The sequence below is a fragment of the Mangrovibacterium sp. genome (assembly GCF_059905295.1).
This window is the reverse complement of the sequence record NZ_JBZQJF010000225.1, coordinates 1-14,543: the sequence shown is the minus strand read 5'-3', so window position 1 is coordinate 14,543 and position 14,543 is coordinate 1. Positions and strand designations below refer to the sequence as shown.

The window sequence follows — 14,543 nt, the reverse complement described above, 5'->3', positions numbered from 1 at the left end:
GATAGACGTAGAAGCTTTTTTCCTATATATAACCAATTTTTATCCACACAAACCCTGTTTTTATCTATATCAACGCCAATAACGTTAAAATTATTAGCATCTGTTAACAATAATTAATCGAAATTCAGCAGATTTAGGCTTTTCGTCGATAAAAATAGCCGTTTAATTGAAACTTTATCATTTTTCATCGATATTTCTTTTGTTGCTTAGATCAAAATTTTTGCTTTGCAAGCTGAGTTTAGCTAAAAACATTTTTCCTTTGCATAAATATCTTACGAGCTCATATATGAATAAATACTTGATTTTTGTATTCATTATTGCTTTTCTGGCCTCATGTAAAAATGACGCGGGCAATTTTACTATCGGCGAAGACCTGGTAAAAAGTGAAACTACGGTTATGATGTCGGATAGTTTCAGTATATCTCTTTCAACTGTTGTTCTCGACTCTGTCGCCACATCAGATCCAACAACAGCTTTAGTCGGGAAATATTCGAACAGTACAATTGGTTCCACCGAGTCAAACTATTACGTAAATTTCGATTTAAGCAGTAACATCAGCCAAATAATTAGTGGTGGAAGTGGCAGCGACAGTAAAAAACTGGATAAACTGGATTCGTTAACAATTGTATTACCCTATTCAGGTTTTAGTATTGGAGATACAACCCAGATGGTAACGTTTAACGTTTACCGGCTACAAGACGAATTGGCATTTCAAAAGTCACAAACGGAACAATATAATACTTACAGTTATCCTTATGAAGATACACCTATTGGTAGCTTGACTTTCTTACCTGAACCATCTAAGGATAGTATAGAAATTCGCCTGAATGATGATTTGGCACAAGAAATCATGCAACTGAAGTACGATGATGCAACTGAAGTCAGTAGCTCAAATGATTTTCGGGAATATCTGAAAGGTTTTGTAATTGCCCCGGCAGAAAACTCGAATGTTATTGTGGGGTTTGAAACAAGCGGCATTCAATTGCGGCTCTACTCCTATGCTGTTACAACAACGGTTAATGAAAATGAAACAAATTTTGACATTAGCAGCGAAAGTACTGATTTTAACAGCATAAAGACCGACAGAACGGGAACCAACTTTGAAGGCTTAGCGAATCAGCGTGAGGATGTATCATCAACCCAGGCAAACCATTTAACGTATATACAAGGAGCCTCCGGTGTTTATACAAAAGTTACTTTCCCATCGTTGAATTCAATTTATGACTATGGTGAAAGTGTTTTGATCCGGGCTGAGTTAGTTTTGGTTCCGTCCTTAGATAATGATTTCAGGGACCTCCCATCAACCTTAAACTTTTATGCCACAAGCGAGCCTCGTAATAATTTAGGTAGTACATTAACGACTACAACTTCTTCCGGTGCAACCACTGCAGTTACCGCTAGTCTGGTTTCCAATACGGTTACCGGAGAATATTATTACTTCGCCAATATCAGTGATTATTTAAAAACACAATTGGAAGGAAACTACTTTGACACTTCACAAGGACTGTTAATTGGCTTTCCTTCAACTGAACAAAATTCAGAAGCCAGCACCTTGTTTATCACTGATGGCCGTGCAAACGGATTAGAAACTAAATTGAATCTCTATTTCTTAAGATATGAATAAGACATACAATTGCCTTAAATATACGTTTATAGCAACATTCGCGCTGCTTTTTTTACAGACATCAACAGTCGTTGCGCAAAATAATACACGCTCCCCCTACTCTATGTATGGATTAGGCGAATTACGCTCACAAGTAAATGCTGTTAACACAGCAATGGGTGGAGCCGGTATGGCTATGAGTTCTAACACTTTCGTCAATGTGCTTAACCCAGCCTCAAATCACGGTATTGATAGTTTAAATGTGATATTTGACACTGGCTTGGAAGGGAAATATTCTCAATTTAAGTCTCAAGGTTCAACACAAAATCTAAATACCGGTAACTTTAGTTATTTTTCGCTGGGGTTCCGTATTAACTCGAAAATTGCGGCAAGCATTGGTCTGAACCCATTTAGTTCTACCGGTTACGAAATTAACAGTACAGCTAGCATCGATGGCGTTGTTGACTCTGAATACCCCTTAAATATCGTCGGCACAGGCGACATTAGTCGTGCCTACGGAGGCCTTTCTTTTGATCTGCTTCCGAATTTACACCTTGGGGCTAGAACTTCATTCTTATTTGGATCGGTTAAACAGACTCAATATCATAACTTATCTTCTTTAGGTAGTAGTTCTATTTATAATGAAACCACCAATTACTTCCATAACTTTTACTTTGAATTTGGTGCACAATATGAATTCAAACTGAAGAACTATGCCATTTCACTTGGTGCAATTTTTAATCCGGAACAAAGATTGGTTACAAAGCAAGTCAACCAAACATACAACTCTAGCAGTACGATCATGGCGGATGAAACCAACTATAATGGAGATTTCAAAATTCCGCAAGAGTTCGGCTTTGGTATTGCTGTAAACGATAATAATAAATTTCTATATCTAGTTGATGCAGGGGTTCAAAAATGGTCAAATTACAACTATACCAGCGTTAAAAGTGTAACACTGAGAAACACGCCATACGTTCGTCTTGGCTTGCAATTTACACCCAGTACCAACTTTATGGACAGCTACTTTAAAAAGGTAAATTACCGGTTGGGATGGAGATATTCGAAATCATACCTGGAATTGAAAGGAAACCAATTACAGGAATATGTGCTTTCATTCGGACTTGGTCTTCCAATCAGAAATCAAAATTCGCACATCAACTGTGCATTTGAATTAGGCTCGTTCGGAACAACCTCAAACCGATTGATTCAAGAAAACTATGTTCGGATACGTGTCGGGTTCTCGCTGAAAGATATCTGGTTCCAACAACGTAAGTTCAATTAAAGAACTTACGCTTACAAAGTAAAACGATTAATTACAGAGCTTTGAAAGTCGCTCTTGTAGTTATCCCCCACCGGTATCCAGCGATCATGGATAATAATCCGGTTCTTTGTAACAGACTTGATTTTATTTGTATTGATAATAAAAGATTTATGAACTCTTAGAAAATGGCTTGACGGTAAACTGTCGGCCATTTTTTTCAGGGAGTTAAGCGTAATGATTGGTTTATCTTCGTTTTGAATATAGATTTTCACGTAGTCTTTTAAACCTTCAATATATAACACTTGATTGAGCTGAATTTTCACCGACTTATAATCTGATTTCACCATGATAAAATCTTGCTCTGATTCAGCAGGCTCAACCAATTCCTCTTTCTTCACCTTATTGGTCGACGAAAATAATTGATATGCTTTATTTGCCGCCCTTAAAAAACGTTTAAACGGAATCGGTTTCAATAGGTAGTCGACTGCATTTAAATCAAAAGCTTCAAGTGCATATTCAGAATAGGCCGTTGTGAAAATAAACATCGGTTTCGTATCCAGACTGCTTATAAATTCGACCCCATTAACATTAGGCAAGTGAATATCCAGAAAGATCAGGTCAATATGCGTTTTTTGAAGTGCTTCCAAAGCCTCAAAAACAGAATTACATTTCTTTTCCAAAGTCAGGAAGGGAATATTTGAGATATAGTCTTCAATGATTTGTTGAGCCAGTGGCTCGTCGTCAATTATTAAACATTTCATAGTTTGATTTTTCAAGCATTATTTTTAATTCAACAGAATATATCGAATCTTTTTCTACAATTGTCAATTTATGTCTGCCTGGATAAAGCAGCTGCAACCGTTTTTTAATATTGTCAAGTCCAATACCTTTATCAAGTTCTGCACCTATGTTACGTTTTTTGATAACCATCGGGTTCGAAACAAAAAAATGCAGTTCCTTATCCTGTATTTCCAACAGTACTCTAATGGTACTTTCCTTTGTGTAATCGATTCCATGTTTAAATGCATTTTCCACCAAGGCTGTAAACAAGAGTGGTTCAATGAGAATGTCCTTGGTATTTCCAGTCACTTTATAATCAATCCGCACAATCTCAGACAACCTCATCTTCTGCAAATCTATGAAATTCCGGATATGAGCAACCTCTTTTTTCAAAGGTACTCTTGGAGCATTTGCATCATAGATTACATAACGCATTAGGATCGATAACATCATGATGACCTCTGGCGTCTTGTCGGATTTTTGTCTTGCCAGCGCATAAATTCCGTTAAGTGTATTAAAAAAGAAATGAGGATTCATTTGAGCTTTCAGGTATGACAACTCTGCGATCAATTTCTTATTCTCAATTTCCTTGATTTGATTTTCCTGCTTAAACCACTCGTGGGTTCCCCTAATACCGGTACTTACAGCCAGCGAAACAATGCTCAACAATACAATTCCTAAGCTTAATGTTACCGGGTTTGGTGGCGGAATAACCAAGTACCCGCTATTCTCGATGTTGTCAAAATCAGGAAACGGCAAGCTATCATAAAACGGCAGCTCTGTTAGGTAAATAAAGAAAAATGCAAGAACTAAGATTCCCACCAAAGACAATACATAATCCCAAATTTTCCGTTTAGAAAGGAGATTCGGAATAAAAACGAAATAATTTAAATAGAAGACACTAATAATTACGAACATTAATTTCAAAAACTGAAATTCATTCATAATTCCACTCAGGTTTATGGAAATATAATGCAATACAACACCGATAATACTCCACAGAAGAATATACAATATAATCTTCCATGCTCCGTATTGTCTTTCTTTTACCATTCGTGGTTCCAGTTATTTTTAAGAATAAAGAGGACTATTTTTCAACCTGTCATACAAAAATGCTATAAAATAATCACATATCAAACACAACAAATGAACTTATTGCACATAAAATGAATCTAATCCTCTGTATTGCAGCATAAAGAAAGAGCAGGATTACACTAAGTTAACCCTGCTCTTAACAATAAATAAAAACATATCTTATAGCTGTAACAGCAATTCTTCCGGTGCTTTTCCTTCTGTTAGTAATAACTGTGGATTCTCCAATAATGTCTTTACTTTTACCAGGAAGCCAACCGAATCTTTACCATCAATGAGCCGATGATCGTATGATAAAGCCACATACATCATCGGACGGATGACAACTTGTCCGTTGACAGCCATTGGACGCTCAACGATGTTGTGCATTCCCAAAATAGCCGATTGGGGTGGGTTAATAATCGGAGTTGACAACAGCGAGCCGAACGTACCTCCATTTGTAATTGTAAAGGTTCCTCCGGTAAGTTCTTCAATCGTAATCTTTTTATTTCGGGCTTTCTCAGCAAGCTCTTTTATCTCAAGCTCAATTGCAGGAATGCTCTTACTTTCTGCATTACGTACAATTGGCACCATCAATCCTTTAGGAGTGGAAACAGCAATACCGACATCCACGAACTGGGGTTCAATAATCTCATCTCCGTCGATCATTGAATTAACGGCCGGGTGAAACTGTGCTGCTGTAGCAACAGCTTTCGTAAAGAAAGACATGAAGCCAAGTTTGAAGCCATGCTTCTCAACAAATTTAGGCTGGTATTTCTTTCTCAAGTCCATAATCGGACTCATATCAACCTCGTTAAAAGTTGTAAGCATTGCCGTTTCATTTTTTACGGCAACCAAACGTTGGCTCAACTTACGACGAAGCATGGTCATTTTTTCACGCTTCTGCTCTCGCGAGAACAGATTTTTAGCTGATTCAGCAATTGGAGTCTGAACTGCTGCAGGTTGACTGATTACAGCTTCAACTTCTTTTTTGCCAATCCGCTGTAATCCGGAAATAATATCATCAACCGATAAATGATGTTCATCCATCATCTCTTTGGCAACAGCTGTTGTCTTAATTTTTGGGTGATCTTCCGTTACAACCTTCTCTGCTTTTGGTGCAGGAGCAGCTTCTTCCTGTTTTTCCGGAGTCGGTTCTACAGGCTTTACTTCCTTCGGTACTCCGGCTGCATCGGTATCAATGGTACAAGCAATTGCACCAACTTCAACCGTATCGCCTTCCTGTACTTTAAAAGTAATTTTACCCGATTCATCGGCAACAAGAGTCAAGGTTGCTTTGTCCGATTCAATTTCGGCAACTTCTTCATTCTTTTCTACGATACTTCCATCTTCTACGAGCCATTTACCTAGCTCAACCTCGGTGATTGACTCACCAGGGGTAGGTATTTTAATCTCTATTATCATGGGATCTTATCTTTTTTAGGCGAGAACTTCCTCGCTAAATATTTTATTCATAATTTTTTCAAGGCGCAGGTTATGTTGTTTCATTAAGCCGCCGGCAGGAGTACCACTTTCCGGACGCCCGGCTAAGTCAAAATTAATGTGTTTCAATTTTCGCTGTAAGAAAGGCCATGCTCCCATGTTTTCCGGTTCATCCTGTGCCCAGATGATACGCTTTGCTTTCTTGTATTTCGCCAACACGGCATCAATCTGATCAATTGGAAGCGGATATAACTGTTCAATTCGAACAATTGCTGTTGAATTATCACCTACATCATTACGTTTTTTCACCAGGTCGTAATACAAACGTCCGCTTGTAAATACAATCTGATTTACCTGAGTCGGTTTAACAATAGCATCATCAATAACTTCACGGAAGCCACCTTCGGCCAAATCATCCAACGTACAGTTTACCATTGGGTGACGCAGCAAGCTCTTCGGTGTAAATACAATTAGCGGCATACGGGTTTCCCAAAGCATATGGCGGCGCAATAAATGGAACAAGTTATCGGGTGTTGTTGGTACGATTACCTGCATATTGTTATTTGCAGCAAGCGTAAGGAAACGTTCCAGGCGTGCACTTGAATGTTCCGGCCCCTGCCCTTCGTAACCATGAGGAAGAAATAAAGCCAGGTTATTCATCAAGCCCCATTTCTCTTCAGCCGAAGTGATATATTGGTCGATAATAACCTGTGCAACATTGGCAAAGTCTCCGAATTGCGCTTCCCAGACCGTCAATGCATTAGGTTGAGCCATCGCATAACCATATTCAAAGCCCATTACGCCATATTCCGACAGGTGTGAATTATAAATATTAAAAGGAGCCTGAGTTTCAGACAAGTTCTTTAACGGAAAATACTTCTCATCCATATCTTCCACGACAAAAGCGGCATGCCGATGTGCAAAAGTACCTCGTTCGCAGTCCTGTCCGCTGATACGCACCCGGTGTCCTTCGGTCAACAAGCTGGCATAGGCCAGTAACTCGGCCATGGCCCAATCCAGTTTATTATCCGAAAGCATCATTTTACGATCAGAAATAATCCGGTTCACTTTATTAAAGAATACTTTATCAGCAGGTAAGCTTGTCAGCTTCTCTCCCAATTGATGCAAATTATCCAGCTTAACTTTCGTATCGATACGCTGGCTAAAATCAACTTTTCCTGGTTTGTGGAAATTATCATACTCATGCACCAGGAATTTCTTAATCTTCAGCTTTTCAATCTTTTCCGACTCATGATACATATCGTCCAGGTGATTATCAAAGGCTACGATTTCTCCATTTACCTGTTCTTTGGTCATAATGCCCAACGCAACAAGTTTCTCAGCATAAATATCACGAGGGTTTTTGTGTTTAGCAATCGCTTTGTACAACAAAGGCTGAGTGAAACGTGGTTCATCACCTTCGTTATGGCCATATTTGCGGTAACACAAAATATCAACAAACACATCAGAATTGAATTTCTGACGGTATTCCATGGCTAGTTTAATGGTGTAAATTAAAGCTTCCACATCGTCTCCATTGACGTGAAAAACCGGGCAACGGGTTACTTTAGCCACATCTGTACTGTAAGTACTAGAACGGGCATCCAGGTAGTTCGTCGTAAAGCCAACCTGATTATTTATTACGAGGTGAATTGATCCACCTGTTTTGTACCCTTTCAGTTGCGACATTTGGGTTACTTCATACACAATTCCCTGAGCTGCAATAGCTGCATCACCATGAATAACAATTGGAGCGACTTTACTGTAATCCCGATGATAAAGCTCGTCGATTCGGGAACGAGACATTCCCTCCACCAGAGCGGCAACCGTTTCCAGGTGAGAAGGGTTCGGAACCAGGCTCAACTTCACATCTTTTCCAGTATCCGTTTTAATGGTATTTTCAAAGCCCAGATGGTACTTCACATCGCCCATCATAATATCTTCCTCATATTCGGTTCCGTAGAACTCTTTGAAGATATTCTGATAAGGTTTCTTCATAATATTACTCAGCACATTCAGGCGGCCACGATGGGCCATACCAACTACAAACTCACTGATTCCTAATTCAGCACCATGCTCAATTACGGCATCCAGTGCCGGAATCAAACTTTCAGCACCTTCAAGCGAGAAACGCTTTTGCCCGACAAATTTCTTATGGATATAGCTTTCGAAGCCCACGGCAACCTTAAGGTGATAAAAGATATGTTTTCTTTTTTCATCGGTAAACGGCTGTGAGTTTTTGGAGCTTTCCATCTTTTGCTGCATCCAATCAACAATCTCCGGGTGCCGAATATACTGGTATTCAACACCAATGGAGTTACAATAAGTGGCTTCCAGATGCGCAACAATATCTTTCAGTTTAGCTGGTCCTATTCCAATGCTGTTTCCCGCTTGGAATACTTTTTCAAGGTCACTTTTCTCCAGTCCAAAATTTTCAATGTCCAAGGTAGGCTTGTACTTACGGCGGGCACGTACTGGGTTGGTCTTCGTGAATAAGTGGCCACGCTGACGGTAGCCGTGGATCAGATTAAGAATTGCAAACTCCTTATCAATATCACTCCCTGAGAATTCCGACTTGCTTTGATAGTTTTTTCGAGCTAATTCAAAGCCTTTAAAAAAATGCCTCCAACTTTCGTCAATACTTTCAGGATCTCTCAGGTAATCCTGGTAAAGTTCATCAACGGCGGCAATTTCCTGATTTCCTACTTGAGAATAGTTATCCATTTTGTAGTGTTAGCTAATTCCGACCTTATGTTATAAAAAGTTCTCAAAGATTAACAAACGGGTGTTTTTAAAGTTTAACAGATGTCTTGAATTCTGCCCCATTTTTTAATTTTTTGTTTTTGTAACAATTCGCTTTCGAAAGAACAAAGTAAACTCAAATATTAAGCCCATTGGCTGACATAAATCCTGAATAAAAACCTTATTTGATAATTTTTAATCGAATGGATTTGAAACCCCCACCAATTCAAATTGAATAATCATTCTGTTTTCAAGCGGGTAAATGCGATAATCAGCATACTCACGATAAAGAAGGAAGACAGTAAAAGAGCACTGTTTCTCATACTTCCGGTGATCTGTTCAATAACTCCAAATCCGAGCATACCGAATACAATGGCCAGTTTTTCGGTACTGTCGTAAAAGGTGAAGTAAGAAGCCGTATCAACCGCCCCGGACGGAATTAGTTTCGACCAGGTGGAACGAGCTTGAGATTGAATTCCCCCCATTACCAAACCAACCATTGCGCCCAATGCGTAGAATTGATATTCATTTTGTATGAAATAGGCCGAACCGCAAACAAAGATCCAAATAAAAAGCATCCACAACAAAGAGGTTTTATTGCCGTATTTTGTCGAAACCCTCGCGAATAAGATGGCGCCTAAAATTGCAACAACCTGAATGATCAGAATGGTGATTATCAATTTTGAACCTGTGATTCCTAATTCGGCACTCCCAAATAATGAGGCAATAATGATAATAGTCTGAACCCCCATGCTAAAGAAAAAGAAGGCCAGCAAAAAGCGATACATCGCCTTGTGTTGCTTTATAAAGCTAAATACCTGAACAACCTCTTTAAATCCGCGGGTTAGAATCTTGGCATCCAGTTTTATTTTTCTTCGTTCCTCCTTTAAATAATAGAAAGCAAATTGAGATATGGCCAACCACCAAACACCGACTTCAACAAAGGCAAATCTTATAGCTTCCAGTTTGCCGGTAAACCCAAAGAGCTCATACTTTTCGATCGAAAATAAGTTGAATATCAACAGCAACATACTCCCGGCATAGCCAAATGAAAATCCTCGTGCACTGATTCGGTCCTGTCTGTCGGGACTTGCAATAAGGGGAAGAAATGAATTGTAATAGACAAGCGAGCCGGCAAAACCAATTACTGCCAAAGCCGGCAAGCCGATTCCAAGACTGATATTTCCTCCGTTAAAACTGAAAAGGCCCATGCAAGACAAGGCTCCGATTACCGTAAACATCTGCATAAAACGTTTGCGATAGCCTCCCAAATCAGCGATGCCCGACAAAGCCAGCGTTAAAAATATAATCACAAAATAACCACTGGCTATCGCATATTCATACAGTACTGTATTCTTAATCGTTATCCCCCAAAAATCAATCATCTCCGAACCAAAGGCCTCTTTGGTAACTTCCTGGTAAAAAATGGGATATAATACTGTAGCAATGCTCAAATTATAAGCAGAATTAGCAATATCGTAGGAACACCAGGCATTGATGACTTTATTGGAATTGACTGGCATTGGGGAAGTATTATTCATAGTTGTGCAGGTTTTATGGATATTATCAGGAATAGTTTTTCCCAATTTATCCCTTAGATTCCAGTTTATAGTATATTTAAAGTTAGTTCTTAAACGTGAAAATAGGAGAAGTTTCGTATTAATTTCCGGATATTCGGATTTCTTTTTAGATATAGACGGTATTTAAACGACTCTTTTCAATAAAACCAGCAGAACAACGAATTAAAATCAGAACGCATTAACCCGATCGAAAACTATGAAGAACCACTCTCCCATTATACTTCGGCTTGTAAAGGTTGTGATGTTCGTCGTTCGGAAGATTCTTTCTTTAAGGTATCACGTGACAGTTGAAGGTGCCGAAATCCTAGAAAGTTCCTCCCCGCTTTTTATATTGCCTAACCATCAGGCTTTGATTGATCCGGTTCTTTTAATTTGTCACATCTACCGAAATTCCAAAGCAATTCCGGTCATTATTTCAGACTATTACGACCTCCCCGTACTCAAATTTGTATTTAAGACATGGGGAGCTATACGTGTAAGTAACCTGGAATCGGGCAGCCGTAATGTTAAAGTATTAAATGAAATATCGCGTCCCGTAATCAAAGGATTCAACCGGGGCAAAAACATCCTGCTATACCCTAGTGGTCAGCTAGCAGGACAAGGGTATGAACGGATTTTCAACAAGCAATCGGCCTATAAAATTGCCAGCAGATTACCTGATGATGTTCGAATTGTAGGAGTACGAATGACGGGCCTTTGGGGAAGTATGTGGTCTAAAGCATGGACCGGAAAATCACCCAATTTCTTCATTCAGTTTTTGAAAGGGTTACTGTTCATTTTGGCAAACTTCATTTTCTTTTTACCCAGGCGAAAAGTCGTTTTTGAATTCGAAGACCTGACCCTTGCAGCAAAGGATAAAGCCCGCGAAGGACGGAAAGAATTTAATGCTTTTCTGGAGGAATTCTATAACTGCAAGGGTGAAGAACAACCGGTTTTCCTGAAGCATTTTTTCTACCTGCCCCCATCGAAGAAGAAACCGCCGACTCGAATCGAATCATTGAAAGAGGATCTTGCATCATCAGCCTTGCCTGTTGATGATGAATCTCTTCAAACAGACGTTCTGGAACAAATCAAAAAAATTGTCGCTTCAGTAACCGATTTCGCTCCTGGGAAAATGGACGTTGATTCTCATTTGATGAATGATTTAGGAGCTGATTCGCTCAATTTAGTGGAGATCATGTCCGAAATTGAGAACCGTTTCGCTACGTTTTCAACGCCCCAAATCAACGACATAAAAACCATTGGCGACTTATATCTCGTGGCTACAGGACAATTTTCCGCTGAATCAGAGTTGAAACCATCACAGCTGGATAAGCCTTTATCCAAACTGGAGGACATACATGCGGATCCGGACAAAAACATCCTTTGGCAGTTTCTGGACACGTTCACCACAAATCAGCATGACTATTTTTCGTACGATGCCACATTGGGATGTACAAACCGTAAAGATTTTCTGCTAAAAGCAGCTGTGGTTTCAAAAATCATAAAGAAACAGGTAAAAGGCCTCCATGTCGGGATTATGCTACCTGCACTGCAAAGTACCACCATGCTGGTCATTGCCAGTTATATGGCTGGAAAAATTCCCGTCATGCTCAACTGGACAGTCGGGAAGAAAGTATTGGAGCATTGCATAGAAACTGCCGATGTGGGCATCATTCTCTCAGCCGGAACTTTCATCAGTAAAATTGAAGAGCAACTACCGGAAAGTGTGAAAAATAAACTGGTACTACTCGAGAAGGAAGTTCCCAAAACCGGAATAGTTATTAAACTGAAAGGGCTAATTACGTCTAAATTTCCGCGAATTTTACTGTCTTACAAGCAGCTGAATGAAACGGCGGTCATCCTGTTTACCTCAGGCAGCGAGGCCACGCCCAAAGCCGTTCCACTCACCCATAAAAATATAGTGTCTGATTTGCATGGGGTTTTCTCAAGCGTGCAAATTGAAAACAATTTGATATTCCTGGGATTTTTGCCTCCTTTCCACAGCTTTGGATTCACCGTGTTGTCTGTACTTCCACTGATCTCTGGCGTCAAGATCGCATACACCCCCAACCCGACTGATGCACGCGAAGTCCTGAAAATATTGAAGCATACCAAAGCAAATATCCTGTTGGGAACCCCCGGCTTTTTAAAACTGATGCTGGGGAAAGGGACTTCCTATTTTTTTAAATCCGTAAGGTATGTCATCAGTGGTGCCGAAGCCATGCCCCCGTCGTTAAAAGAACTTTTTGACCAAAATACCACCAACGCCCGGCTACTTGAAGGGTACGGAATTACAGAGTGTGCACCTGTACTGACAATCAATCCAACCGAAAAACAAAAACTGAACAGTGTCGGGAAATTCATTGAGGGTGTTGAAGGACTAATCGTTGATCTTGAAAAGGGGCTCCCCTGTCCGGCCAATCAGGTTGGTATGATTTACGTACGCGGAAACAATGTTTTTGGTGGCTATCTAGGAGAAGCCGGCTCTAATCCATTCGAACTAATTAACGGCAAAAACTGGTACAAAACCGGCGATTTGGGCTATCTGGATGATGAAGGATACCTATTTATTACAGGACGATTGAAGCGTTTTATTAAAATCGCCGGTGAAATGATTAGCTTACCATTCATTGAAAAAATTCTGATCGAAAAATACGGAGAGGAAGAGCAGCTGGTTCTCGCAGTGGAAGGTTCTGACAAGATTACACCGCCTCAGATTGTGCTGTTTGCGATTCGTCCATTCAAGCTCGATGAAATAAACAGTTTCCTGATAAAAAACGGCGTAGCACCAATAGCCAAAATAAAACAAATCATCCAAATGGATGAAATACCGGTTTTAGGAACCGGAAAAACCGACTACAAAGTTTTGCGCAAAATGATTGAAGCCTAACCATGTCGTATCCAAAGACACAGACCTTGAAATCATTTCTTAATTTGCTTAGAGGGCCACAAGTATCAACTTTCATTAATTTTTTATTTATAATTGCGTTGTTAAATTACCAGCAAAAATTGCAATGAATCGTATTCTAAGGATTCTTCTGACATTACTTCTCTTTGTGACTTTTTTATATGTTGTTGGCCCCGAGTTTCCGGAGCCTGAACTAACGAAAGAGATTCCCAAGGTTGAAATAAAGCTTGATAGGCTCGATCAATATCTCGCAGATCAGGAAAGCAAGCTGCCGGTGAAGCCGGGGAACCAAAGCATTGTTGTTTGGGCAAACGACAGCATCAGGGAACAAACCAACTGGAGCCTGCTTTATTTGCACGGCTTCTCGGCCTCGCGAATGGAGGGTTTTCCTACGCACGTTAACTTTGCTTCCTATTTTGGCATGAACGCTTACCTCCCGCGCCTGGCCTCGCATGGCTTGGATGTTCCCGAGCCGTTGATGGATATGACACCTGACAAACTTTACGACTCGGCTAAAAAAGCCCTGCGAATAGCTCACCTGCTGGGAAAGAAAGTGATAATCATGAGTACGTCAACAGGAGGCACCTTATCCCTGAAACTGGCGGCTGATTTCCCCAATTTGGTGGATGGTCTTATTTTACTTTCGCCCAATGTTGCCATAAACAATTCAGGTGCATTTTTACTGTCAAAGCCTTGGGGACTGCAAATTGCCCGGCAAATTTTTCATCATAAATACCGGTATGTGAATCGGAACCCGGATGATGAAGTATGCAAATACTGGAATTGTTTTTATCGTCTGGAGGCCATAGTCTATTTGCAGCAACTGGTTGATGCGACGATGACGAAAGATGTATTTGAGAAAGTGAAGACACCCGTTTTTCTGGGTTACTATTATAAAGATAAAAAACACCAGGACCCGGTTGTTCGCGTTGATGCCGCTTTGGAAATGTACGACGAATTGGGAACGCCCGCCGACTTAAAAGAAAAGCAGGCTTTTGATGCCGGTGTTCATGTAATTGGATGTGGCATGTACTCAAAGGCTCAAAAGGAGGTTGAAGCGGCTGCCATACAGTTTGGGGAAAAGGTTCTTCACATACATCCACAGGAAAACTAAATTGACGCAAGTAATTCTGATTCTTTTCGCTTGGAATAACGAAATGAGCACTGCTT

The 14,543-nt window shown here is 40.1% G+C and carries 9 protein-coding genes; 4 read left to right on the top strand and 5 right to left on the bottom strand.

Translation table 11 applies throughout. From position 1 onward, the window contains the following. The first annotated feature begins 286 nt into the window (after positions 1–286). Both AC37HE_RS11730 and bamG read left to right on the top strand, forming a co-directional pair. Entirely contained in the window at positions 287–1,624 is a 1,338-nt protein-coding gene (locus tag AC37HE_RS11730) for a DUF4270 family protein (RefSeq protein ID WP_500783035.1), read from the top strand. After that, positions 1,617–2,888, top strand: coding sequence for a BamG family beta-barrel-assembly machinery protein (bamG, locus tag AC37HE_RS11725; RefSeq protein ID WP_500783034.1), 1,272 nt, complete (start codon positions 1,617–1,619; stop codon positions 2,886–2,888). The genes AC37HE_RS11730 and bamG overlap by 8 nt, the downstream gene beginning before the upstream one ends. 11 nt (positions 2,889–2,899) lie before the next feature. On the opposite strand, the gene AC37HE_RS11720 is transcribed toward bamG, so the two are convergent. The 5 genes from AC37HE_RS11720 to AC37HE_RS11700 all read right to left on the bottom strand — a co-directional run bounded on the left by AC37HE_RS11720 (position 2,900) and on the right by AC37HE_RS11700 (position 10,444). Beyond that, positions 2,900–3,628: a LytR/AlgR family response regulator transcription factor gene (locus tag AC37HE_RS11720; protein ID WP_500783033.1), complete on the bottom strand. Its 729-nt coding sequence runs from the start codon at positions 3,626–3,628 to the stop codon at positions 2,900–2,902. Then, a complete protein-coding gene (locus AC37HE_RS11715; protein WP_500783032.1) occupies positions 3,609–4,700 on the bottom strand; it encodes a sensor histidine kinase in 1,092 nt (363 codons plus the stop codon). Before AC37HE_RS11715 ends, AC37HE_RS11720 begins: the two co-directional genes overlap by 20 nt. A 201-nt stretch (positions 4,701–4,901) precedes the next feature. Then, on the bottom strand, positions 4,902–6,143 hold the full coding sequence (odhB, locus tag AC37HE_RS11710) for a 2-oxoglutarate dehydrogenase complex dihydrolipoyllysine-residue succinyltransferase (RefSeq protein WP_500783031.1): 1,242 nt from the start codon (positions 6,141–6,143) through the stop codon (positions 4,902–4,904). A 15-nt stretch (positions 6,144–6,158) separates the two neighbouring features. Then, positions 6,159–8,885 (bottom strand): 2-oxoglutarate dehydrogenase E1 component, encoded by a 2,727-nt coding sequence (locus AC37HE_RS11705; protein ID WP_500783030.1) that lies wholly within the window; start codon positions 8,883–8,885, stop codon positions 6,159–6,161. Positions 8,886–9,142: 257 nt separating this feature from the next. Further along, entirely contained in the window at positions 9,143–10,444 is a 1,302-nt protein-coding gene (locus AC37HE_RS11700) for an MFS transporter (RefSeq protein WP_500783029.1), read from the bottom strand. A gap of 235 nt (positions 10,445–10,679) precedes the next feature. Here AC37HE_RS11700 and AC37HE_RS11695 point away from each other — a divergent pair, with 235 nt between their 5' ends. Continuing rightward, positions 10,680–13,355: an AMP-binding protein gene (locus tag AC37HE_RS11695; protein ID WP_500783028.1), complete on the top strand. Its 2,676-nt coding sequence runs from the start codon at positions 10,680–10,682 to the stop codon at positions 13,353–13,355. A 124-nt stretch (positions 13,356–13,479) separates the two neighbouring features. Further along, positions 13,480–14,487: an alpha/beta hydrolase gene (locus tag AC37HE_RS11690; RefSeq protein WP_500783027.1), complete on the top strand. Its 1,008-nt coding sequence runs from the start codon at positions 13,480–13,482 to the stop codon at positions 14,485–14,487. The last annotated feature ends 56 nt before the right edge of the window (positions 14,488–14,543 follow it).

What these genes read in the sequence shown, in the direction of transcription:
- AC37HE_RS11730 (WP_500783035.1), top strand. Translation starts at nt 287, where the DNA reads ATGAATAAATACTTGATTTTTGTATTCATTATTGCTTTTCTGGCCTCA.
- bamG (WP_500783034.1), top strand. Translation starts at nt 1,617, where the DNA reads ATGAATAAGACATACAATTGCCTTAAATATACGTTTATAGCAACATTC.
- AC37HE_RS11720 (WP_500783033.1), bottom strand. Translation starts at nt 3,628, where the DNA reads ATGAAATGTTTAATAATTGACGACGAGCCACTGGCTCAACAAATCATT.
- AC37HE_RS11715 (WP_500783032.1), bottom strand. Translation starts at nt 4,700, where the DNA reads ATGGTAAAAGAAAGACAATACGGAGCATGGAAGATTATATTGTATATT.
- odhB (WP_500783031.1), bottom strand. Translation starts at nt 6,143, where the DNA reads ATGATAATAGAGATTAAAATACCTACCCCTGGTGAGTCAATCACCGAG.
- AC37HE_RS11705 (WP_500783030.1), bottom strand. Translation starts at nt 8,885, where the DNA reads ATGGATAACTATTCTCAAGTAGGAAATCAGGAAATTGCCGCCGTTGAT.
- AC37HE_RS11700 (WP_500783029.1), bottom strand. Translation starts at nt 10,444, where the DNA reads ATGAATAATACTTCCCCAATGCCAGTCAATTCCAATAAAGTCATCAAT.
- AC37HE_RS11695 (WP_500783028.1), top strand. Translation starts at nt 10,680, where the DNA reads ATGAAGAACCACTCTCCCATTATACTTCGGCTTGTAAAGGTTGTGATG.
- AC37HE_RS11690 (WP_500783027.1), top strand. Translation starts at nt 13,480, where the DNA reads ATGAATCGTATTCTAAGGATTCTTCTGACATTACTTCTCTTTGTGACT.